This window comes from Paraburkholderia sediminicola (assembly GCF_046030555.1).
Classification (GTDB): domain Bacteria; phylum Pseudomonadota; class Gammaproteobacteria; order Burkholderiales; family Burkholderiaceae; genus Paraburkholderia; species Paraburkholderia sediminicola_E.
On the sequence record NZ_JAQQCH010000009.1, the window covers coordinates 59,350 to 80,571 of the forward strand.

Annotated in this window: 20 protein-coding genes; 5 read left to right on the forward strand and 15 right to left on the reverse strand. The window is 62.5% G+C overall.

Annotated features, from left to right (window positions below):
- Positions 1–112: 112 nt before the first annotated feature.
- Positions 113–427 carry a helicase gene (locus tag PQQ52_RS14965; RefSeq protein WP_408212406.1) on the forward strand — a complete coding sequence of 105 codons (315 nt, stop codon included), beginning with the start codon at positions 113–115 and terminating at the stop codon, positions 425–427.
- Between the two features lie 124 nt (positions 428–551).
- On the opposite strand, the gene PQQ52_RS14970 is transcribed toward PQQ52_RS14965, so the two are convergent.
- Positions 552–1,325, reverse strand: coding sequence for an MBL fold metallo-hydrolase (locus tag PQQ52_RS14970; RefSeq protein WP_408212409.1), 774 nt, complete (start codon positions 1,323–1,325; stop codon positions 552–554).
- A 47-nt stretch (positions 1,326–1,372) separates the two neighbouring features.
- Positions 1,373–1,780 carry a VOC family protein gene (locus PQQ52_RS14975; protein WP_408212412.1) on the reverse strand — a complete coding sequence of 136 codons (408 nt, stop codon included), beginning with the start codon at positions 1,778–1,780 and terminating at the stop codon, positions 1,373–1,375.
- 203 nt (positions 1,781–1,983) lie between these two features.
- On the opposite strand from PQQ52_RS14975, the gene PQQ52_RS14980 reads away from it, so the two are divergent.
- From PQQ52_RS14980 to PQQ52_RS14990, 3 genes are all read left to right on the forward strand, one after another.
- Positions 1,984–2,136 carry a hypothetical protein gene (locus PQQ52_RS14980; RefSeq protein ID WP_408212415.1) on the forward strand — a complete coding sequence of 51 codons (153 nt, stop codon included), beginning with the start codon at positions 1,984–1,986 and terminating at the stop codon, positions 2,134–2,136.
- The gene (locus tag PQQ52_RS14985) at positions 2,133–2,435 is read left to right on the forward strand and encodes a 4Fe-4S dicluster domain-containing protein (RefSeq protein ID WP_408212418.1); all 303 of its coding nucleotides are present in this window, start codon (positions 2,133–2,135) and stop codon (positions 2,433–2,435) included. The genes PQQ52_RS14980 and PQQ52_RS14985 overlap by 4 nt, the downstream gene beginning before the upstream one ends.
- Before the next feature lie 209 nt (positions 2,436–2,644).
- Positions 2,645–4,153 carry an MFS transporter gene (locus PQQ52_RS14990; RefSeq protein WP_408212421.1) on the forward strand — a complete coding sequence of 503 codons (1,509 nt, stop codon included), beginning with the start codon at positions 2,645–2,647 and terminating at the stop codon, positions 4,151–4,153.
- Positions 4,154–4,157: 4 nt separating this feature from the next.
- Here PQQ52_RS14990 and kdgD read toward each other — a convergent pair whose 3' ends face one another.
- The 3 genes from kdgD to PQQ52_RS15005 form a co-directional block, all read right to left on the reverse strand.
- Entirely contained in the window at positions 4,158–5,075 is a 918-nt protein-coding gene (gene kdgD / locus PQQ52_RS14995; RefSeq protein ID WP_408212424.1) for a 5-dehydro-4-deoxyglucarate dehydratase, read from the reverse strand.
- 68 nt (positions 5,076–5,143) lie between these two features.
- Positions 5,144–6,493 carry a glucarate dehydratase gene (gudD, locus tag PQQ52_RS15000; RefSeq protein WP_408212427.1) on the reverse strand — a complete coding sequence of 450 codons (1,350 nt, stop codon included), beginning with the start codon at positions 6,491–6,493 and terminating at the stop codon, positions 5,144–5,146.
- A gap of 125 nt (positions 6,494–6,618) precedes the next feature.
- Positions 6,619–7,950, reverse strand: coding sequence for an MFS transporter (locus PQQ52_RS15005; RefSeq protein ID WP_408212429.1), 1,332 nt, complete (start codon positions 7,948–7,950; stop codon positions 6,619–6,621).
- 427 nt (positions 7,951–8,377) lie between these two features.
- On the opposite strand from PQQ52_RS15005, the gene PQQ52_RS15010 reads away from it, so the two are divergent.
- Positions 8,378–9,088 carry a FadR/GntR family transcriptional regulator gene (locus tag PQQ52_RS15010; protein ID WP_408212432.1) on the forward strand — a complete coding sequence of 237 codons (711 nt, stop codon included), beginning with the start codon at positions 8,378–8,380 and terminating at the stop codon, positions 9,086–9,088.
- A 60-nt stretch (positions 9,089–9,148) separates the two neighbouring features.
- On the opposite strand, the gene PQQ52_RS15015 is transcribed toward PQQ52_RS15010, so the two are convergent.
- From PQQ52_RS15015 to PQQ52_RS15060, 10 genes are all read right to left on the reverse strand, one after another.
- Positions 9,149–9,856, reverse strand: coding sequence for an HAD-IA family hydrolase (locus PQQ52_RS15015; protein ID WP_408212435.1), 708 nt, complete (start codon positions 9,854–9,856; stop codon positions 9,149–9,151).
- Positions 9,846–12,281 carry an aldehyde dehydrogenase family protein gene (locus PQQ52_RS15020; protein ID WP_408212438.1) on the reverse strand — a complete coding sequence of 812 codons (2,436 nt, stop codon included), beginning with the start codon at positions 12,279–12,281 and terminating at the stop codon, positions 9,846–9,848. The genes PQQ52_RS15015 and PQQ52_RS15020 overlap by 11 nt, the downstream gene beginning before the upstream one ends.
- A 29-nt stretch (positions 12,282–12,310) precedes the next feature.
- A complete protein-coding gene (gene deoC / locus PQQ52_RS15025; RefSeq protein ID WP_408212441.1) occupies positions 12,311–13,270 on the reverse strand; it encodes a deoxyribose-phosphate aldolase in 960 nt (319 codons plus the stop codon).
- An 80-nt stretch (positions 13,271–13,350) separates the two neighbouring features.
- Positions 13,351–14,382 carry an ABC transporter permease gene (locus PQQ52_RS15030; RefSeq protein ID WP_408212444.1) on the reverse strand — a complete coding sequence of 344 codons (1,032 nt, stop codon included), beginning with the start codon at positions 14,380–14,382 and terminating at the stop codon, positions 13,351–13,353.
- Between the two features lie 2 nt (positions 14,383–14,384).
- The gene (locus PQQ52_RS15035) at positions 14,385–15,872 is read right to left on the reverse strand and encodes a sugar ABC transporter ATP-binding protein (protein ID WP_408212446.1); all 1,488 of its coding nucleotides are present in this window, start codon (positions 15,870–15,872) and stop codon (positions 14,385–14,387) included.
- A complete protein-coding gene (locus tag PQQ52_RS15040; RefSeq protein WP_408212449.1) occupies positions 15,865–16,857 on the reverse strand; it encodes a sugar-binding transcriptional regulator in 993 nt (330 codons plus the stop codon). Before PQQ52_RS15040 ends, PQQ52_RS15035 begins: the two co-directional genes overlap by 8 nt.
- Complete coding sequence (locus tag PQQ52_RS15045) at positions 16,854–18,374, reverse strand: FGGY-family carbohydrate kinase (RefSeq protein WP_408212451.1); 1,521 nt, start codon at positions 18,372–18,374, stop codon at positions 16,854–16,856. The genes PQQ52_RS15040 and PQQ52_RS15045 overlap by 4 nt, the downstream gene beginning before the upstream one ends.
- Before the next feature lie 36 nt (positions 18,375–18,410).
- Positions 18,411–19,439 carry a galactitol-1-phosphate 5-dehydrogenase gene (locus tag PQQ52_RS15050; RefSeq protein WP_408212453.1) on the reverse strand — a complete coding sequence of 343 codons (1,029 nt, stop codon included), beginning with the start codon at positions 19,437–19,439 and terminating at the stop codon, positions 18,411–18,413.
- Between the two features lie 129 nt (positions 19,440–19,568).
- Complete coding sequence (locus PQQ52_RS15055; RefSeq protein ID WP_408212456.1) at positions 19,569–20,546, reverse strand: substrate-binding domain-containing protein; 978 nt, start codon at positions 20,544–20,546, stop codon at positions 19,569–19,571.
- 361 nt (positions 20,547–20,907) lie between these two features.
- Positions 20,908–21,222, reverse strand: a complete 315-nt coding sequence (locus PQQ52_RS15060; protein WP_408212459.1) for an AtuA-related protein — start codon at positions 21,220–21,222, stop codon at positions 20,908–20,910.

Consider the following 21,222-nt stretch of genomic DNA (forward strand, 5'->3'; position numbering starts at 1 on the left):
GTCTCAGCCATTTTCCGTAATGGGGTCAGCGTGCGACTCGATTCCCGGAGTCAGGAAACGGGATGCACGATGCCCACTGCTAGAATAGTCGCCCTTTTCCCTGGAGACGCACATGTCCTGGTTCATCTATGAAGTGCCCGAATACAACGAAGATGGGGCGCGCATCGAACCCTTCAGCGACCTGCGCAGCCGCGTCCTGAAAGTCAACGGGCAGGCCATGGTCGACGAGTTGGAAAGCGTCCGCGATAACGCGGCGACGACAGCACATACGCCGAAGCGCCCTCTGCTCAGCGCAGACAATCCTCATGTATTCCCGATCCCGTATGCCGACTCCATGATCCTGGTCGGGTTCATCTTTGAACTGAAACAGGAATCGCGGCACCTGGTGGTGTCACCCGTGGAAATGCCCTGGCTGAAAGACGCGTAAAAACGGGCTATTGGGGTTCGAAACGGGCGCGGCCAGATTCAGGACCGTGCCGGCAAAAGCCAACCGTTTCCCTGGCGCACGAAATGCAGCAGGCGACGCGCCAGGCGGTCGCCCCGGCCAGTGATCAGGTACGCTTAGCCAGATAGGCGTCGACCAACTCGACCAGTCGCTCTCGCCCGAAGCTCCCGTCGTGTCCAGCATGAACCACTTGCACGGGCAATTCGCGCAGGCGCTTCATGGTGCGCACATAGGTTGGAATGTCCGCGCCACCGATCTCATCCAGCAGCGGGCCGTCGTAGATCGCATCGCCCGAGAACAGCGTGCCGGACGCCGCTTCCCATAGACCAATGCTGCCCGGTGAGTGGCCGGGCAGATGCAGGACTTCAAAATGCCGGTTGCCGAGATCGACGATGTTCCCTTCCTTGACGATCTCCGTGACCGTTGCAGCCCGCACGCGATAGTCGGTCATCGAATAATCAGCGCTCGGAAGGGCCGTGATCAGATCGCCCTCGAACGGATAGCCAGCTTCGCGATACCGGCGAATGGCGTCGTCGCCCAATACCGACGCCAGAAGGGTGCCCCGCTCGCGCGGCGCGCGCAGGTTGTCTGCCTCTAATTCGTGAACCAGCGTGTGTTCGAATTCATGATGGCCGCCGATATGATCTGAGTGCGTATGCGTCGCAACGGCGGTGACGTCCTTCTGCAGCAAGTGCTTCGCGGCATCCTGCAGACTGACGATGCCCATCCCCGTGTCGATCATCAGATCCCGGCCGCGGCCACGCACATGCCAGATATTGCAACGCATCAGCGGGACGACATGAGGCTCCCAAAGCAGCGTGATGTCGTCGCTGATGCGTTTGAGTTCGAACCATCGGTCGGCAATCGGTAGTCGGGTCATGCGGGGTCGCTCCACGAGTGAGAGTCGTTACTCTGACACACGCTGCATCAATGGGCGGCGGCGTTGGCATCCATCCACATCACCTCCCAAATATGGCCGTCCGGGTCCTCAAAACTGCGACCGTACATGAAGCCGAAATCCTGCGTCGGCGTCGGATCGACCACCGTGCCAATGGCCTTCGCCTTGCCGACCATGTCATCGACTTCAGCGCGGCTGTTGACAGTGATGCAGATCAATACCTCACTCGTCGTTCGTGCGTCGGGGATTGCCTTGGTCGTGAACTGCCGATACTTATCGTGCGTCAGCAGCATCGCATGGATGGTGTCGCTCAACACCATGCAGGCGGCCGTGTCATCGGTGAATTGGGGGTTGTTGGTGAAGCCGACCGCCTCATAGAAGCGCTTCGACGCGGCCAGATCACGCACCGGGAAATTCACGAAAATCATCTTGCTCATCACGTTCTCCTTCAAGGAATGTGCGAGTCGCGATATTAGCTCGCCACCGGCGTAGTCACGTCATTTTTCTCGTCGCCGACAATATCTGCGATCGCGAATCGTCTACAGACCTATGGAACCGCCGCGTGGTGCGAAACCGCATCATCGATCGCGTTTGCCTGCAAGCCGTGTATGACGAACTGGATATCAAAAGGAGCAGATAGATGAGTTTCAAACTGAGATGCGTCGGCAAAGCACTGTTGGTTCCGGTGGGCATTGCCGTGCTGGGATGGATGGTGATGACGCCCGCGGAGCGCGAAAATTTTCGGAAGAGCCTATCGTCCGTTGACAGCAAGCGCCCCGAGGATCAGGCATGAGCAACGCTCCGACATCCACTTGCAAGCAAGATGCAGGCGTGATTGCTCCCATCGTCAATTTCAAACGGTGCGAAGGCAAGGGCGATTGCGCGGTAGTCTGTCCCGAACACGTTTTCGAGATCCGACGGATCGACACGCCTGACTACCAGCAATTGGGAGCGCTGCAGAAATTCAAGCTGCGCGTACATGGAATGAACGTCGCGTACACGCCAAACGCCGATGCGTGCCGGGCATGCGGCTTGTGCGTGACTGCATGCCCCGAACGCGCCATTACATTAGCCAGGATCGGCGCGCCATAAAGATACGGGTCGAACGAGCAACGGCAATAGTTTTGCGTAAGGGAAAACCCGTATAATGACGAGAGGTCAGACAACTATAGGACGTAGTTGTCGTCACGACCCCGGCCCGCGCCTTGCCGCGCGGCGCCTGCCCTGAAAAGCCCTTCTCTTCCAGACCCGTGAATCCGACTGCGACTGCTGCCCTGCCTTTCCGAAACGCCCTGCTAGCCATGCTCGGCATCGGCCTCGTCAACATGCTGGTCGCACTCGACCAGACCGTCGTCAGCACCGCGCTGCCTTCGATCGTCGCCGAACTACATGGCTTCGAGTACTACGCATGGATTGCCAGTGCGTACCTGTTGGCATCGGTGGTGACAGTCCCCGTGTTCGGCCGTCTCGGCGACTATTTCGGCCGCAAGCGTTTCGTGATCGCCGCGGTCATTACGTTCACCATCGCATCGGTGCTCTGCGGCGTCGCGAACGACATGCTGTTCCTCGTGATCGCGCGCGGCTTGCAAGGAGTCGGCGGCGGGATGATGGTCGGCACCGCATTCGCGTCGATACCTGACCTGTTCCCCGATCCGCGCGCACGGGTGCGCTGGCAAGTGGTGATGGCGGCCGCCTACGGGATCGGCACCGCGGCGGGTCCGTCGCTGGGTGGCTGGATGAGCGAGCACTGGGGCTGGCGCTCTACCTTCCTGATCAATCTGCCGGTCGGCGCCGCGGCACTCTATTTCATCTGGGCACATCTGCCCAACCTCCAGCGCCCGCATGAAGGCGAAGTCAAGATCGACTGGCTCGGCGCAGCGCTGGTCGCCGCCGTGCTGGGCGGCCTTCAGGCGCTCATCGAAGCCGTGCCGAAACACGGTCTGACGGCCGGCAACCTGGCGCTGGCGGCTTTCGTGGTGGTGGGCGCCATCGCGTTGCTGGTATGCGAGAAACGCGCCACGCATCCGATCATTCCGCTCGACCTGTTCAAGGATCGGCAACTCGTCACGCTATTCGTACTCGGCTTCCTGTCCGGCTTCGTGATGTTCTCGCTGATCTTTTTCGCGCCGTTGCTGTTGCAAGGCGGCTTCGGGTTGTCACCGCAACAAGCCGGTCTGCTCGCTACGCCGATTGCCGCCTGCATCGCACTCGGCAGCCTGCTCAATACGCGCATCGTCATTCACATGAAGAAGCCCACGCAGATTCTGTCGATCGGTTTCGCGCTGCTGCTGTTCGCTTCGATCGCGTTGGCGTTTGCCAATCCGGAGACACCGCACGTATGGATCGAATTGCCGATGGCGGCCGTTGGCATCGGTCTCGGGTTCATCCTGAACAATCTGAATGTGTTCGGCCAGGAGATTGCCGGGCGCGAACGCTTCGGCATCACGACGGCGCTGCTGCAGTCCACGCGGATGGTGGGCGGGATGCTGGGTACCAGCATCGTGGCGACCGTGGTGTCGCACCACTACCGCGACGTGGTCACGCGCACGATGAGCGTGCTCGGTGAGCCGGCCATATCGCAGTGGCAGCCGCGCTTCGTCGATCTGCGCATCCTGATCGACGAAGCGTCGCGCGTGAAACTGATTGCGGATATGAAGCCGTCGGGGCTCAATACGCTGGCGCTGATCGACACGGCACGCGATGCGCTGGTGCAGTCGATTCATATCGGCGTGTGGCTGACGGCGGTGGCGGCACTTGTGGCCGCGCTGCTCGTGCAGCGCATCTCACACGTTGTGTTTCGCCGGAGTTGACCGCTTACTGCGTGCCAAGCTTCTTGATCAACACGTCGAGTTGCGCCAACTCTTCTGCGGTCAGATCGGTCAGCGGTGCCCGCACCGGACCCGCGCTATGTCCGACCAGTTTCGCACCGGCCTTCACGATACTTACCGCATAACCCTGGCGGCGGTTACGGATCGCCAGATACGGCAGGAAGAATTCATCGAGTAGCTTGCCGACGGTCGCATGATCGTCCGCGGCAATCGCACGGTAGAAGTCCATCGCGGTCTTCGGAATGAAGTTGAACACCGCCGACGAATACACCGGCACGCCCAGCGCCTTATACGCCGCGGCGTAGACTTCCGCGGTCGGCAGTCCGCCAAGATACGAGAAGCGGTCGCCGAGACGCCGGCGAATCGTCACCATCGCCTCGATTTCACCCACACCGTCCTTGAAGCCGATCAGATTCGGGCAACTGTCCGCGAGACGTTCGAGCATGTCCGCATTCAGCTTCGAATTCGCTCGGTTATAGACGATCACGCCGATATTCTTCACCGCCTTGCAGACCTGCTCGACGTGCGCGGCGATCCCTTCCTGCGATGCCTCGGTCAGATAGTGCGGCATCAGCAGCACGCCGTTTGCACCAAGACGCTCGGCTTCCTGGGCGTAGTCGATCGCCACGCGCGTCGGGCCACCCGCGCCGGCGAGAATCGGCACCTTGCCGCGGCAGGTCTCGGTCGCCGTGCGAATCACGTTGGTGTAGTCGCTTTTGGTCAGCGAGAAAAACTCGCCCGTGCCGCCGGCAGCAAACAGCGCGGTCGCGCCATACGGCGCGAGCCATTCCAGGCGCCTGGCGTAAGTATCGGCGCGGAAATCGCCCTGTTCGTCGAAGTCGGTCACCGGAAAGGACAGCAGGCCTTCGGAAACGATCGCTTTGAGTTCTTGCGGTGAGGTCATAGCGTAATAGCGTGAATTGCGGGTGAGAGCGAACGGCCGCACGGCCCGCCGCTCAGATCATAAGAGACTCAGCGCACCAGAGACGGGCGCTTGTTATCGAACTTCCAGTTCGGAATCAGGTACTGCATGGCCACGCCGTCGTCGCGTGCGCCGAGGCCATGTTGCTGATAAAGCGCGTGCGCCTTCTCGATCTCGTCCATATCCAGCTCGACACCGAGGCCCGCGGCCTGAGGCACCTTGACCTTGCCGCCGACGATCTGCAGCGGCTCACGCGTCAGGCGTTGGCCGTCCTGCCAGATCCAGTGCGTGTCGATCGCCGTGATCTTGCCGGGTGCCGCCGCCGCGACATGCGTGAACATCGCGAGCGAGATGTCGAAGTGATTGTTCGAGTGCGAGCCCCAGGTGAGCCCCCATTCGTTGCACATCTGCGCCACGCGCACCGAGCCCTGCATGGTCCAGAAGTGTGGATCGGCAAGCGGAATGTCCACGGACTGCAACTGGATCGCGTGACCCATCTGGCGCCAGTCGGTAGCAATCATGTTAGTCGCCGTCGGCAAGCCGGTCGCGCGGCGGAACTCGGCCATCACCTCGCGGCCCGAATAGCCGTTTTCCGCGCCGCACGGATCTTCCGCGTAAGCCAGCACATCGTGTTGGTCACGGCACAGGCGCACCGCTTCCGCGAGCGACCATGCGCCATTCGGATCGAGCGTGACGCGGGCGTTGGGGAAGCGTTCGGCGAGCGCCGTGACTGCTTCGATTTCGGCGTCACCGGGCAACACGCCGCCCTTGAGCTTGAAATCATTGAAGCCGTAGCGCGCTTGCGCTGCCTCGGCAAGCCGCACCACCGCCTCGGGCGTCATCGCTTCTTCGGTACGGACACGCTCCCAATCGTCGCGCCCGTCCGCGCCACTGGCATACGGCAGATCGGTTTTCTGGCGATCGCCGATATAGAACAGGTAACCGAGCATTTCCACTTCGTCGCGCTGCTGGCCTTCGCCGAGGAGTGCGGCGACGGGCACGCCCAGATGCTGGCCAAGCAGATCGAGCAGCGCGGCCTCAAGCGCGGTCACCGCGTGAATGGTGGTGCGCAGATCGAAAGTCTGAAGACCACGCCCGCCGGCGTCGCGGTCGGCGAACTGCGTACGCGCCTTGTTCAGGATAGCTTGAAGATTGCCGATCGACTGACCGACAACCAGCGGACGCGCGTCGTCGATCGTCTTGCGGATGCTCTCGCCGCCCGGCACTTCGCCAACGCCGGTATGGCCGGCACTGTCGCGCAGAATGACGATGTTGCGCGTGAAGAACGGGCCATGCGCGCCGCTCAGATTCATCAGCATGCTGTCACGGCCGGCGACGGGCACGACGCGCAGTTCGGTCACGATCGGCGTAGCGTTCGATTGGGAAGAGTTCGTGGACATGAGAATGGGTCCGGTTGAGTTAGTGAGCCAGCAAGTGGGCGTCCGCGCGTTGGACAAGCGTGCTTGAGACCCGTGCCGGACAGAAAGTGAGAAATGCGTTATTCATAGTCGACGATTTTCGCCGGTCAGTGGGCTTCGCCGTGCAGCGATTCCGGCAACGCGTCGTGGTTTACACGGCGATTGCGGGTCAGGAAGCCAGCCGCCGCCGCGATCAGCGAAGCCACGCCCAGGGCGTACAGGCCGCCGGTAATCGAGCCGGTATGCTGCTGCAGATAGCCGAACGCGGCCGGCGCGAAGAATCCGCCGAGGTTACCCACCGAATTGATCAACGCAATAACCGCCGCGGCAACGCGTGCATCCAGATAACCCTGCGGAATCGGCCAGAAGAGCGACGACGCTGCCTTGAAGCCGATCGCCGAGAAGCAGATTGCGACGAACGACAGTACCGGATTACCCGAAGTCGAAGCAAACAGACCGCACGCCGCGATGACGAGCGCCACGGCCAGCCAGGCCTGCTGGAAGCGCCATTTCGCCGACAACACCGCGAAACAGTACATCGCGACCATGGCGATGAGCCATGGGATGGTATTGAACATGCCGACTTCGAAATCCGACAATCCGCCCATCTTGCGGATGATCGTCGGGAGCCAGAACGTGGCCGCATAAATGGTCAACTGAATCGCGAAGTACAGGAAGCAGAACAGCAGAATCTGCGGGTCCTTCAGCAGCTTCATCGCGGGCAGATGCGCGCCGCCGTGCGCCTCGCGCTCAGCCTGCTCTGCGGCGATCGTTGTTTCAAGAACAGCCTGCTCTTCAGTCGTCAGCCAGGCGGCATCGCGAATCCGCGACTTCAGCAGCATCCAGCTGACGCCGCACAGCACGATCGAAAAACCACCCTCGATGAGGAACATCCATTGCCAGCCGTGCAAGCCAAAACCGCGAATGGACAACAGACTGCCGGTGATCGGCCCAGACAGCACGGACGCGAGCGCGGAGCCGGCGAGAAAAACCGCCACTGCCTTGCCGCGGTCTTTCTGCGGCAGCCATTGCGTGAAATAGAACACCACGCCCGGGAAGAAGCCGGCTTCAGCGATACCGAGCAGGAATCGCAACACGTAGAAAGAAGTGTCGTTCCACACAAACGCCATGGCGGCCGCGACCAGCCCCCAGGTGCCCATAATGCGGGTCAGCCAGGCGCGCGCGCCGTACTTCTGCATCAACACATTCGACGGCACCTCGAAGAGCGCGTAGCCGACAAAGAATAAACCGCTCCCCAGGCCATAAGCCGCAGCGCCGATGCCCAGATCCGTTTGCATGTGGGAATTGACGAAACCAATGTTCACGCGATCGATGTAGTTCGCGACGAACATGATCAGAAACAGCGGCAGCACATGCCGCTTGACCTTCGAGACCGCGGATTCGAGTGGGTCGGCGGCGGTGGTGGGAACAGATGCCAAGGTTGTCTCCAGTGTCGGCCACTCCGGCGGCCTGCCCGAACGCACCACGACGCATTCGGGCAGGCCGGGTGAGTCGGTCTCGAACGCGTGATACGTTGTCTGACGACAGTCTACCCTGTTCCACCCATCAGTTTAAACGGGGTGTTTACCCTGCCATTTTAGCCATACGTACTAGGGAGCGGCGGCTGATATAGCGTTTCGGCGGCCAGAATGAAACCAAAAATAAGACGTCCGACAACATGGTAAAGTCAGCACTGGCTGCGCCGACCGTAGCTGGGCAATGAATCACCCAATCAGCACCGGGAGCGGGAGACTCGAGCCGCAATCATTCTGACTGACGCTATGATGGCTACATCGATACGTCACACGACGTCACTCGCACACGCAACGTGTGTATTTCCATCCGATGAGTCAATAAGCAACAGAAATGAGCAGCCTAACTGAGAAGGTGGTGGCCACCCTTTCCGATGAAATCCGCCGCGGCAGCCTGAGGCCGGGAGATCGCATTCCGACCGAAGTCGCGATGATGAAGCAACTCTCGGTGAGCCGTTCCGTGGTTCGCGAAGCGATCTCGCGCCTGCAGGCGGCCAAAGTGGTCGAGACGCGCCATGGCATTGGCACCTTCGTTCTGGAGCCGGCCACGGAACAGTCCATGCAACTGCCCGCCGCCGACCTGTCCAGCATGCTGGACGTCATGGCCATTATCGAATTCCGTATCGACGTCGAGGCAGCCTCAGCGGCGCTCGCCGCCGCGCGACGTACCGAGCAGAATCTCAAGCAGATTCGTGCCGCGCTGGAACGCTTCGAGTCCGAACTCGAGCGGGGAAGCACTGACACGCTGGCGCACGACATCGAGTTTCATCTGCAGATCGCGCGCGCAAGCGGCAACCGCTACTTCTTCGATGTTCTCAGCCAACTCGGCCGCGCGGTGAGTCCGCGCACGCGACTTGGCTCCGCCGAGATCGCGGAGCTCGACCATATCGAGCATCTGCGCGACGTGTTTAGCGAGCATCAGATGATTTATCGGGCAATCGAGCGTCAGGACGCGGACGATGCGCGCGCCGCAATGCGGATGCATCTGAGCAACAGCCGCGAAAGGCTTCGGCGCGCGCACGAGTTGAGCAAGGCGAGCGGGTAACGGTTGACGCTGACGCACGGCGCGACACGCTCGCCTCACACCGTGCCGCGGCCAACTGCCTTACTTCAGCGCTGCCTTCCCCTGCACGCCCGCCGGCAACCCCCACGTTTGCGGATCGAACTGACCCAGCGACGCCAGTATTGAGTGCGCATGCGCGAAACGGTCATGGCTCATGGCGGGGTCCGGCACCGCGATTACCTGCATGCCGGCCGCTCGCGCCGCCGTGACGCCGAACGGTGAATCCTCGAACACCAGCACGTCATGCGGTGCAACGCCTAAACGCCGTGCGGCGACCAGGAAAATATCCGGCGCCGGCTTGGCTGCCCGTACTTCGTGATCGTCGGCGGTCACCACGGTATCGAACAGGCTGAACCAGTCCTGATGCCGCGCGGTTTTGATGTCGAAAAACGCCTTCGACGAACTCGTGCCCACCGCGATCGGCACACCTCGTTCCGCAAGATGCCGCACGAGCGACGCGGCCCCCGGCTTCGCCGGCGCATCGGCGAAGCGCGCACGCAACAGCGGCTCACGCTCCCTGAGAAAGTCATCCGCCGTCATCGGCAAGGCGAGCGTGCTCACCACGTACTCGGCCAGATCCCGTGCGCCCCGTCCGATCGTGTTCTGCTTGACCGCCCAATCGAACGTCTTGCCGAAGCGTTCCGCGATCTGCTGCGTCACCGAAGTGTAGATATCTTCGGAATCGAGCAGCAATCCGTCCATATCGAAGATCACTGCCCGCACCGCGCGAATGCCCGCCTTATTCTCCATACGGCACCCAGATGTTCTTGACCTGCAATGCATGGCGCGCGAATTCGCCAGTGGCGGACCTGCCGGCGTCGTCACCGAGCATCGCGCGATCGAGCGACCAGACCGGCTTCAGATTGCCGGCTGACTCCGCCTCGACCTTTGCTCGGCCGGTGGAATCGCCGGCATACCAGAACGCGTCGACGTCGTTGTGCGCGGCGAGCGTTTGCACCAGTTCGTCACGCGGACCGCTCAGCAGGTTGACCACCCCACCCGGCACGTCGCTCGTATCGAGCAGTTGATAAAACTCGGCTGCGATCAGGGGATGTGTCTGCGAGACAACCGCGACGACACGATTGCCGAGCGCGATCGCCGGCGCAATCAGCGAAACCATGCCCGCGAGCGGCGCATCTTCCGGGCAGGCAATACCGAGCACTCCCCAAGGCTCGTTCATCGCTAACGTGACGTGGCGCGTCAAGGTCGAGTGGACGCGGCCGTCGTATTTGTCGGCCAGCGCGGCATAGCGAAACAGGCGGCGAATGCTCAACTCCACCTCCCGCGCCGCATCCGTTTCCGAAGCGTCCGTGCATTCGCGCAGCAAAGACGCGAATGCGGGTTTGCGCGCTGCCAGATTTTCAGCAAGGTAGTAGACCACCTGGGCACGCGCATGACCGGTCATGCCGGACCAGCCGCTTGCCTTGCGCGCTGCCTCGACGGCATTGCGCACATCCTTGCGATTGCCGAGCGGGGCAAGACCGAGCGGCGCGCCGTTGGCGCCGAAGACCCGATAGCTGTAGCCGGAATCGGGCCGGGTTTGCTTCCCGCCAATGTAGAGCTTGGCGGTGCGATCGACTCCGCCGTTCTGCCCGGCAAAATCTTGCGAGGGAACGGGCGCGCGCAGCGCTGCGGCACTTGCCTCGCCCGCTCCGTTTGCACTGCCAGCTGCGCCCTTAGCGTTATCGCGATGTCCGCCGTTCGGTACGAGATATTCGAGCATGCCTTCGCGGCCGCCTTCACGACCATAACCGCTTTCGCGATAACCGCCGAAGCCAGCCGCGGCGTCGAACTGATTGGCACTGTTCACCCAGACGACGCCGGCCTTCACCGCCGCTGCAACTTCGAGTGTGCGGTTGAGATTCTCCGACCACACCGAGGCGGCGAGACCGTAGCGCGTGTCGTTAGCCAACGCGACGGCTTCGTGGGGCGTGCGGAACGTGCTCGACGTCACCACCGGCCCGAAGACCTCCTCGCGCACCAGCACGGAGGACGTTTCGACGTCGGTCACGAGTGTCGGCGGATAGAAGAAGCCTGTCGCGCGCACGGCCATGGGCGGCTGGAAGCAGGTCGCCCCTTCCGCCACACCACGCTGGACCAGCGCCGTGATCCGTTCGAGCTGAACGCGGTCAACAACCGCGCCGATGTCGGTGGACTTGTCGAGCGGATCGCCCACGCGCAGCGTACTCATGCGCGCGCGCAATTTCGTGTGGAAGAGATCGGCCACGCCTTCCTGCACAAGAATGCGCGAGCCGGCGCAGCACACTTGCCCCTGGTTGAACCAGATCGAATCGACCACGCCTTCGACAGCCGCATCGAGATCGGCGTCTTCGAACACGATGAACGGCGACTTGCCCCCGAGTTCGAGCGACAGCTTCTTGCCGGTCCCGGCCGTAGCCCGCCGAATCGCGCGGCCGACTTCAGTCGACCCCGTGAACGCGATCTTGTCGACATCGGCATGTTCGACGATCAGCGCGCCGGTCGCGCCATCCCCGGTGACGATGTTGACGACGCCGGGCGGCACACCGACTTGCTGGCAAATCTCGGCGAATGCCAGCGCGGTGAGCGGCGTGAACTCAGCCGGCTTCAGTACCACGGTGTTGCCTGCCGCGAGTGCGGGCGCGATCTTCCACGCGAGCATCAGCAGCGGAAAATTCCACGGGATGATTTGCCCGCATACGCCGACGGCCTGGTGGTCCGGAAATTCATCGCCGACGAGTTCCGCCCAGCCCGCATGGTGATAAAAATGCCGCGCGACGAGCGGCACGTCGATATCGCGCGATTCGCGAATCGGTTTGCCGTTGTCGAGGCTTTCGAGCACCGCGAGAAAGCGCGCGTGCTTCTGGATGTGTCGCGCGATCGCATACAACAGGCGCGAGCGTTCGTGACCCGGCGTCGCCGACCAGCTCGTGAGTGCGCGGCGCGCCGCCGCAACTGCCGCATTCACATCGGCTGCGCCCCCCTGCGCAACCTGTGCGAGTAGCGACTCATCGGCCGGATTCACCACCGCAAAGCGCGCGCCATCATCCGGCGCGACGAAGGTTCCATCGATGAAATGATCGAAGGACCGCCCGCGCAGCTCGAGCCAGCTCATCGCAACATCGGTGCTTTCCGGGGCGGGGCCATATTCCATGGTGTCGAGAATGTCTTTGATACGTGCTTGTGAAGTTTTCATGCGTGTGTCCCGTAAGTCCAGCGCGTGCGTCAGGCCATGCCGTGCCGGTGAAGCGCCGAGTATTGACCCGTAATGAAGTGCTCGATCTGCCGCTCGATATCGCCGAGCAGGGAGCTCGCACCAATACGGAACAGATTGGGTTCGAGCCACTCGCGCCCGAGCTCTTCTTTCATCAGGATCAGCCAGTTCACCGCATCTTTGGCTGTGCGCAATCCGCCCGCAGGCTTGAAGCCAACCTTGAAGCCGGTAAGCGCTGCATAGTCGCGAATCGCGCGGCACATCACGAGACTGACGGGCAACGTGGCGTTGACGTCTTCCTTGCCGGTCGAGGTCTTGATGAAATCCGCGCCCGCCATCATCGAGACCATGCTCGCCCGATAGACGTTGCGCAGGGTCTTCAGGTCGCCCGTCGCGAGAATGGCTTTCAGGTGCGCTTCGCCGCATGCCTCGCGCATTTGCCGGACTTCGTCGTAAAGCGCGGCCCAGTTCTGCAGCAACACGTGTTCACGGGTAATGACAATGTCGATTTCACGCGCGCCCTCGGCGACGGCAAAGCGGATTTCGTCGAGCCGTTGCTTGAGCGGCGTGAGGCCGGACGGAAAGCCGGTCGCCACCGATGCGACCGGGATACCAGAGCCGTCGAGCGCCGCAACGGCGGCTCCGACCATCATCGGGTACACGCAGACGGCGCCCGTCATCGGCGGCTGGTCTTCGAGGCCGAGCGCGCTGACGAGATCATCGCGCAACGGCCGGCGTGCCTTGGCGCAAAGACGCTTGACGCGGCCCGGCGTGTCGTCGCCCGCCAGTGTCGTCAGATCGATGCAGGAAATCGCCTTGACGTGCCAGGCGGCCTGATAGACCTTCTTGACCGAGCGGCGTGCGGTCAGCGAGTTGCTGCGGCGTGTCGCAGCCGACGCATTGACCTGGGGGCCGAGTACTGCGTCAAGGGCGAGCGCGACCCCTGTATTGCGTGGTAGGTGTTCGGGCATGGGGTTGGAAAGCGGAGATTGAGCAGGAAGAACAGACGGCAAGGAAAGCTGCCGGCGTCTGGTGGTTCGGGCGCCGGCGGTCATGTGCGCCCCGCGTAGTGGTCGATCAGGCGGTTCAGCAAAATGGCCAGTACGATGATTACGCCCGTGATCGTCATTTGGTAGAACGAACCGAGTCCCACGAGGTTAAAGATGTTGCGCAACACTTGCAGCAACATCACAGCGAAGGTCGTGCCGAGCATGCCGCCGCGTCCGCCGAACAGACTCGTTCCGCCGAGCACCACGGCCGCTATCGCGTCGAGCTCGAGTCCTTGAGCGGAGGTCGGCTGGCCGATATGCAGACGTGAGGTCAGCAGCACGCCGCCAAGTGCCGCAAGCAGCCCGGAGATCGCGAAGACGGCAATCGACACCGCTCGCACCGGCACGCCCGACAGCCGCGCCGCCTCGATATTGCCGCCGGTGGCCAGTACGTACTCGCCGAACACCGTATAGCGCAGCACGAGTCCCGCGATGACGGCGATCACGAGAAAGATGATGCCCATCACCGGAAACATCAGATCGGAACCCGGAAAGATCGGGATCATGGCCGAGCCGATGCTGCTGAAACCGCTCGGCAGTCCGCCGATCGGCGAGCCGTCGGAGAGCAGATAAGTCGCGCCGCGCAGCGAGACGAGGCCGGCCAGTGTGATGATGAAGCTCGGCACCTTGCCGTACACCGAAATCGCGCCCATCACCGCACCGGCAAGCAGGCCGACGCCGAGCGCAATCGGTGCGGCAAGCCATCCCGACATACTGCCCTGCAGCAGCAGCGCGACGACGATTCCCGCGAAAGCAGACAGGCTGCCCACCGACAAATCGATGTTGGCGGTCAGAATCACGAAGGTCATGCCGATCGCGACGATGCCCACCACGGCAGCCTGCTGGAACAGGTTCGCGATATTGCCGAAGGTCAGGAAGTCGCTCGAGAGTGACGTCGCCACGCCGACCGCGAGCAGAAAAATCAGAATGAAGTTGTAGCGCATTGCCCACTCGACAAGTGGACTGCTGATCAGGCTGCGCCGCTGGCCGCTATCGCCGCCTTTGGTCACCAGCTCCTTTGATGTCGTATCCATGTTCAAGCCCTTCGTCCAATAATGGTCGCCTGTTGAATGTCGAGACTCGGCGTCACGGCCGGATCGAAGCAGACAACGTTTTTGCCTTCGTGAATGACCCAGATGCGATTGCAGTTCGCGTACAGCTCCTCGAGTTCGCTGCTGGCCACCAGCACGGCCGCCCCCTGTTCGGCGAGGCCGCGCGCGAGCCGGTAGAGATCCGCCTTGGCGCCGATGTCGAGACCGCGGCTCGGCTCGTCGAGCAACAACAGCTTCGCGCCGTCGATCACCCACTTGGCGAGCACGATCTTTTGCTGATTACCGCCCGACAGTTGACGCACCGGCTGCGTGAGCGAACCGAACTTGGTCTGCAACTGTTTGAGCACCGGCTGTGTCAGCGCCTTCATGCGCCGATGGGACAGCCACCGGTAGCGCCGGTTGTGCGCGAGCGTGGCATTGCGATAGATCGGCGCGTCGAGCACGAGACCTTCGGTTTTGCGGTTTTCGGGAACCAGGCCGACTCCGCGCCGGATCGCGTCCATCGCGTGCTTCGGGCGGTAGGGCTGCCCGAACAGTTCGATTTCGCCGCTCGACGGCTGCACGCCGAACAGCGCCTTGAGCAGCGTGGTGCGGCCTGCGCCATTCAGCCCCGCCAGCCCGACAACTTCGCCCTGGCGCACCTCCAGATCGCGGATTTCGAGGCCCGCGGGGCCACTCAGCCGTTTGACGCGCAGCGCCAGCGCATCGCGTGGCGGAGCGTGCTCGCCACGCTCCAGCAATTCGTGACTGTCGCCGACCACGGCCGACACCAGCGTGCGTTCATCCACCGCCGCCACATCGAATGTCTCGACGGTCTTGCCGGCACGCAACACGGTCACGCGATTGCCGATCTCACGGATTTCGTTCAGCCGGTGGCTGACGTAGAGTACCGACACACCATCCGCCGCGATTTCGCGGATCACCTGGAATACCTTTTCGAGCTCGGTTTCGTTCAACGCAGCAGAAGGCTCGTCCATCACGACGACTTTCGCCGCCCCCGTCAGCGCGCGTGCAATCGCGGCGAGTTGCTGGTTGGCGATCGAGAGCGTCTCGACGCGCGCGGTCAGCGCAAAGGTCGCGCCGATCCGATCGAGCGCGGCCGACGCGAGTGCACGGCGCCGGGCGCGCGAAATGATGCCGAAGCGGCGCGGCGCATGACCGAGCAGCAGGTTCTCTTCAACCGTCATCTGCGGAATCAGGTCGAGCTCCTGGTAGATCATCGCGATGCCGGCCGCGCTCGCATCTTGCGGATTGCGCAGATCGACCGGCTTGCCGTCGATCAACATCGTGCCGCTGTCGGGCCGGTACGCGCCCGCGACGATCTTCAGCAGCGTGCTTTTGCCTGCGCCGTTGGCGCCGAGCAGGCAATGCACTTCACCGGGGCGCACCCGTAACGAAGCATCGACGAGGGCGACGACATTCGGCGGAAAGCGCTTCGAAACATGGCTGACGTCCAGCACGTAGTTATTCATCGCCGTGCTCCAGCAGGAAGCGCGCGGTCGCCTCGTCGGTGGCGAGCACGTTGATGTAGCGCGCCCGCAAACAGGCACGCGCTACCCGATGCTTGCTCGCCCCCACGCACACGCCGATCGAAAAGGCCTTGTCGCGCAAGCGCTCGGGTCTGAGGCCAATGGTCCGGTTATCGAGTTCGGGGGCGACGATCTCGCCGTTCTCGTCGATAAAGCGGCCGAGTATGTCGCCGACCGCGCCGCGCTTCGCGAGATCGCGCATGATTGCCTGATCCACGTAGCCCGATTCGACGAGCACCGAGCGGTCCGACAGTTCGCCCATGCTGAAGCAGACGACAGGCGCTTCGTCGGCAATGCGCAGCGCGTCGGCCACCACGTAGTCCTGTTCGAGCGCTTCACGGGTGCGCTCACTGCCCAGCATCGCCGGAACCGGCAGCAGCGTGGCGTGACCGTTACCCGCATGCGCGAAACGCTCGGCGACGTTATTGGTCTGCTCGGCCACGTTACGGATATTGATCGCGCCGTTCAACAGCACTACGTGCACGCCGTCGTTCCAGCGCGGCGGCAACCATTGCGCCATCTTGATCATGGTGCGGCCCCAGGACACGCCCACTAGTTGCGGCGGCGGCTGCAGCCCGGCCAGATAGCGGCCCGCCGCTTGCGTGACGACATTGAGTTCGACGTCCTCGTCGCCGCTGGTGGCGAGCACGATGGCTTCGCGCAGCCCGAAGCGGCGTTGCATTTCGGCTTCGAGATGCGGCAGGCGCGGCGAACGCGGAATGATTTCAATCCGCACGATGCCGACTTCCCGTGCTTCACGCAGCAGCCTTGCGACCTGCCAGCGCGTCAAGCCGGTCTCCTTGGCGATATCGCCCTGGGTTTTCTCAAGGTCGTAGTAGAGCTTGGCGACCTGCGCCATCAGTTGTTCGCGCTGCGGGTCGGAATTCAGCCGAGTCGGCAGCGAGTCGTTAGTGGAAGGGTTTGTCATGCTGCGGACCTCATGGCGTTGGCCGCCGCAATCGGCGGCCTGGAGACGATGGGACCCACCGTGTCGGTCGCCTCCCGATAGCGTTCGAGCAGAATCTGATATTGCTCGTGCGCTTGCGGGTCGGGGTCGATGCGCTCACCGCGCGTCGCGAAACTCGCGACCGCTTCGCGCAACTGCGCGCACTCGCCGACGCCGCACGCAGCCGCGGCGGCCGCGCCGATCAGCGTCAGGTTGTCGTGAGCGACGACCTCGAACGGGACACCCGTCGCATCGATGGTTGCGCGCAACCATAGCGGGTTCTTCTGAAAACCTCCAGCCGCGATCACGCGCTTCACGTCGATGCCCGCTGCGCGCAAGGTATGGAATACATTGGCCGAACCGAGCGCGATCGCTTCCACCGACGCGCGATAGACATCCTTGCGCTGATGATTGAGCGAGAGCCCGAGTATCGCGCCGCGCAACTCCGACGACCGGTACGGCGTGCGATTGCCCATCCAGTAATCGAGCACCAGCAAGCCGGTTTCGCCAGGCCTGAGCTCGGACGCCTCGGCGATCAGCGCCTGGTGGCCGGCGTCGTCGAGACCGAACATCTGGTGGGCAAGCCAATGCAGGATCGAACCCGCCGACACCTGGCCACCCTCGATCAGCCACGGCCCATCGATCAATGCGTTCGGGTACGGCCCCCACATGCCGGGTACGTCGACCCATTCGGGGATATGCATCAACTGGACGATCGACGTGCCGCCGATAAACAGCAGATCGCCGGGACCTGTCGCGCCTGCACTCAGCATGGCCATATGCGCGTCGATGCCGCCTTGAGCCACCACCGGCTGCCCCGCGATGCCGAGATGCTGCGCGGCTTCAGCCGTCAGCGGACCGATTCTTCCGCCGACGCGGATCACTTCTGCTGGCAGCTTGTCGGCAAGGTCCGGCACGCCGAGCCGTTCATACAGATCGATTGGAAAACGCTGCTGCACCGTGTCGTAATTCCATTTGCAGGTCGCGTTCAACTGCGACGCCACCCACTTGCCGGTGAGCCAGTAGTTCACCAGGTCGACGGCTTCGCAGATTCGCGCGGCCTCGCGATAGACCTCCGGTTCGTTATGAGCCAGCCAGATCGCCTTCGGCACGAGCCATTCGACCGCGTCGCCGCCGGTGCTCATCATCGGATGCCGGACCGAACGCGTATCGTTGGCTTCCATGCCGGCGCGGCAGTCCATCCATAACAAGGCGGGGCGCAGCGGTACACCGTCCTCGCGCGCGGCGACGACCGTCGACGAGGTCGTCGCCACACAAATACCGGCAATGCGCGGATGACCCGTGCTCGCCATGAGTTCGCGGCAGGCTTCGCCGAGTGCCTGCCACCATGTCAGCGGCGCCTGCTCGGCCCAGCCGAGCCGCGGATAAACCGTCGGATAACGCGCTTCCGTGACACGCACCAGCTTGTGCGTCGCCGCGTCGTACAAACCCGCACGAACACTGCCCGTGCCGAAGTCCAGCCCCAAGAGCAAGGACATCCTGTCTCCTCCTACGTATGTTTTGTTGACTACATATTACGCAGGCATCGACGAAGGCCGGAACACGACTTTGGCTGCCCCCTTCTTCTCGGCAAAATGCTTGAACATTTCCGGCAGCGCTTCGAGCGGAAGATCATGGGTGATCATGAAGTCCCAGCGCAGCGCGCCGGTCGCCAGCTTGTCGATCGCGGCCGTCCATTCATCGCCGGGGAACGGTGACGAGAACGAATTCCACGCGCCGTGCAACGACACTTCCTGACGCAGCAGGTGCGAGAAGCTTTTGGTGGTCAGCGAGACGTCCGCCGTCGGAATGCCAATGAACACCACATGACCGCCGGCGCCTGCCAGCTGGATCGCCTGGTTGATCGCGCTGGGATGGCCGGCCGCTTCGACGATCAGATGGCAACGCGGCAGCGACTCGTCGGGCTGGCCGCTCAACAGCGTGTGCGTCGCGCCGGCGGTACGCGCCATCTCCAGCTTGTCTTCAGAGATATCGATCGCGACGATGTTGCGCGCGCCCATCAATTTCATCCATTGAATCGCGAACAGGCCGATCGGCCCGCAGCCGACCACCGCCGCGTTCTGCCCCGCCTTCAACTCGCCTTGCCAGATTGCATGGATGGCGATTGCGGCAGGATCGACCAGCGATGCCGCGGTGGGATCCATATCCTGCGGCACCTTCACCAGATTGGTAAGCGGCACGTTGACGAATTCCGCATACGCGCCGTCGCGGCGGCTGCCGAAGTAATCGTAATCGAGGCAACGCGACGGATGCCCACGCAGACACTGGTCGCACTTCAGACACGGAATCAGCGGCGGCACCGTCACCAGTTCGCCGACCGAGAAGCCCTTCACATCGTCGCCGAGCGCTTCGATAAAACCGGCGAATTCGTGGCCGCAGATCAGCGGCATCACGTGCGCGCCTTTGCTCAGCATGCGCGGGATATCCGACCCGCACACGCCGCACGCCGCCACGCGCACCAAGGCGTGCCCCGCCTTGACAATGGGCTTCTCAACTTCTTCGACGCGGATGTCGCCCGGCCGATGCATGACTGCTGCTCGCACGATTAATTCCTTACCAAGTGAGTAAATGAAAACACCCGACGCGAGCCGCTCCAACGATCCGGCAAGCTGTGCCGGATAGGCGCTCGTGACCAGGTGATTCGGGCCGGCGGCTAACCGGCCCGGCAACGATCAGTAAACTTTCGGGTGGTATTCGCCGAACAGGCCGTCGTGTTTGATCTGCTTGACGTTGTCCTTGGTGACGACGGCCGTGCCGGCGTCGACGAACGCCGGCACTTTCTTGCCGGCCACGACCTGGCGTGCGGTCTGAATGGTGATATCGCCCAGATAGCGCGGGTCGTTCAGCGACGTCGCGACATACTGGTTACCCGTATCGATGGCGTTCAGCGCTTCGGACAAACCATCGACAGCCGCTACCAGCACGTCCTTGCGATTGGCTTCCTGCAGCACTTGCATCGCGCCGAGGGCCATGTCGTCGTTATGCGCGACGACAGCCTTCAGATCGGAATTCGCCTGCAGCAGGTCCTGCATCGCGGTGACGGCATTCGCGCGGATGTATTCGCTATACGGGCCTTCGACGATCTTGAAGCCGGTGCCGTTGAACGCCGTATGAAAGCCTTTGCGGCGATCCATCATGACCGTGCCGCCGGCATCGCCCTGAATCTCGACAATCTTGCCGCTCGTCACGCCTTTCTTCTTCAGCGCGGCAAGCAGCGCCTTGCCGGACAGCTCGCCCATCTTCACGTTGTCGCGGCCGATGTGGGCCGCCACGCTGCCATGCACGTCGCGATCGACCGTGATGACCGGCACGTGAGCGCGTTTTGCCGCATCGAGCGACGGCGCCACGGCGTCCGGGTTCACCGGATTGACGATCAGCACATTCACCTTGCGGGTGAGCAGGTCCTGAATGTCGTTGTTCTGCTTGTTCACGTCGCCGTTGGCGTCGAGAAAGATCAGCTCGTCGCCATCCGCCGCGGCGGCGGCCTGCGCGCCCTCCTTGAGCTGCACATAGAACGGCGACTGCAACGTGACCTGGCTAAAGCCGATCTTCAGACCTTTGGCGCATGCCGCTGAGGTTGCGGTCAGCGCGGCGGCCGCGATCAAAGCGACTGACACGAGCCGCAGGGGATGAACGGTGCTCTTGAACATTGGTTGTCTCCAAATTTGTTGTTTGATGCTCTTTGTATTCACAAATGTGATTCACAAACACATTTGTGAATACACGATAGGAGCTATCGGGGGGCTTGTCAACTGGCGGTACTGCAAATTCAAAGCAAATTGGCAACGCGCAAAGCGGTCGACGAACTCGCGGTCGAGCGCTCGTTCGTGATGGAGATGACTGACGGGAAAGACGACTAGACAACCGGCCGATCGACTATCGGCACCGGCTCAGCATGGCGCTGATAGTCGTCGTGAGAAGCGTGGGCGCACAAGGTTGCACGCCCTTGCCGGAAGATGCTGCGCGGCGATCGCGCGCAGAGATGGATTGCCAGACCGGCTCGAAACGGATCTAAGGCGTGGGTGCCTCGACATCCAGCGCCATCAACGCCGAACTCAAGGATTTCCCGTGCGCGTCGAGCGCAAGCGAGCGCGTCACGCCTCCGCCGAGCGCATGACCGAGTACGAAGTTGAACGCGGCAATGCCAGGCAGTTCATAACGCACCACGTCACCTTGAACGACATCGCCCAGATGCGCCTTGACCCGCTCCGGTGTCAATACCGCTCGCAGATGCTCGTAGTGCTTCGCGTCGTAACAGATCACGGAGATATTCAGCGTATTGCCCTTGTCGCCGGTACGCGAATGAGCAAGCTCACGCAGTTTCAT

What these genes read in the sequence shown, in the direction of transcription:
- PQQ52_RS14965 (WP_408212406.1), top strand. Translation starts at nt 113, where the DNA reads ATGTCCTGGTTCATCTATGAAGTGCCCGAATACAACGAAGATGGGGCG.
- PQQ52_RS14970 (WP_408212409.1), bottom strand. Translation starts at nt 1,325, where the DNA reads ATGACCCGACTACCGATTGCCGACCGATGGTTCGAACTCAAACGCATC.
- PQQ52_RS14975 (WP_408212412.1), bottom strand. Translation starts at nt 1,780, where the DNA reads ATGAGCAAGATGATTTTCGTGAATTTCCCGGTGCGTGATCTGGCCGCG.
- PQQ52_RS14980 (WP_408212415.1), top strand. Translation starts at nt 1,984, where the DNA reads ATGAGTTTCAAACTGAGATGCGTCGGCAAAGCACTGTTGGTTCCGGTG.
- PQQ52_RS14985 (WP_408212418.1), top strand. Translation starts at nt 2,133, where the DNA reads ATGAGCAACGCTCCGACATCCACTTGCAAGCAAGATGCAGGCGTGATT.
- PQQ52_RS14990 (WP_408212421.1), top strand. Translation starts at nt 2,645, where the DNA reads ATGCTCGGCATCGGCCTCGTCAACATGCTGGTCGCACTCGACCAGACC.
- kdgD (WP_408212424.1), bottom strand. Translation starts at nt 5,075, where the DNA reads ATGACCTCACCGCAAGAACTCAAAGCGATCGTTTCCGAAGGCCTGCTG.
- gudD (WP_408212427.1), bottom strand. Translation starts at nt 6,493, where the DNA reads ATGTCCACGAACTCTTCCCAATCGAACGCTACGCCGATCGTGACCGAA.
- PQQ52_RS15010 (WP_408212432.1), top strand. Translation starts at nt 8,378, where the DNA reads ATGAGCAGCCTAACTGAGAAGGTGGTGGCCACCCTTTCCGATGAAATC.
- PQQ52_RS15015 (WP_408212435.1), bottom strand. Translation starts at nt 9,856, where the DNA reads ATGGAGAATAAGGCGGGCATTCGCGCGGTGCGGGCAGTGATCTTCGAT.
- PQQ52_RS15020 (WP_408212438.1), bottom strand. Translation starts at nt 12,281, where the DNA reads ATGAAAACTTCACAAGCACGTATCAAAGACATTCTCGACACCATGGAA.
- deoC (WP_408212441.1), bottom strand. Translation starts at nt 13,270, where the DNA reads ATGCCCGAACACCTACCACGCAATACAGGGGTCGCGCTCGCCCTTGAC.
- PQQ52_RS15030 (WP_408212444.1), bottom strand. Translation starts at nt 14,382, where the DNA reads ATGGATACGACATCAAAGGAGCTGGTGACCAAAGGCGGCGATAGCGGC.
- PQQ52_RS15035 (WP_408212446.1), bottom strand. Translation starts at nt 15,872, where the DNA reads ATGAATAACTACGTGCTGGACGTCAGCCATGTTTCGAAGCGCTTTCCG.
- PQQ52_RS15040 (WP_408212449.1), bottom strand. Translation starts at nt 16,857, where the DNA reads ATGACAAACCCTTCCACTAACGACTCGCTGCCGACTCGGCTGAATTCC.
- PQQ52_RS15045 (WP_408212451.1), bottom strand. Translation starts at nt 18,374, where the DNA reads ATGTCCTTGCTCTTGGGGCTGGACTTCGGCACGGGCAGTGTTCGTGCG.
- PQQ52_RS15055 (WP_408212456.1), bottom strand. Translation starts at nt 20,546, where the DNA reads ATGTTCAAGAGCACCGTTCATCCCCTGCGGCTCGTGTCAGTCGCTTTG.
- PQQ52_RS15060 (WP_408212459.1), bottom strand. Translation starts at nt 21,222, where the DNA reads ATGAAACTGCGTGAGCTTGCTCATTCGCGTACCGGCGACAAGGGCAAT.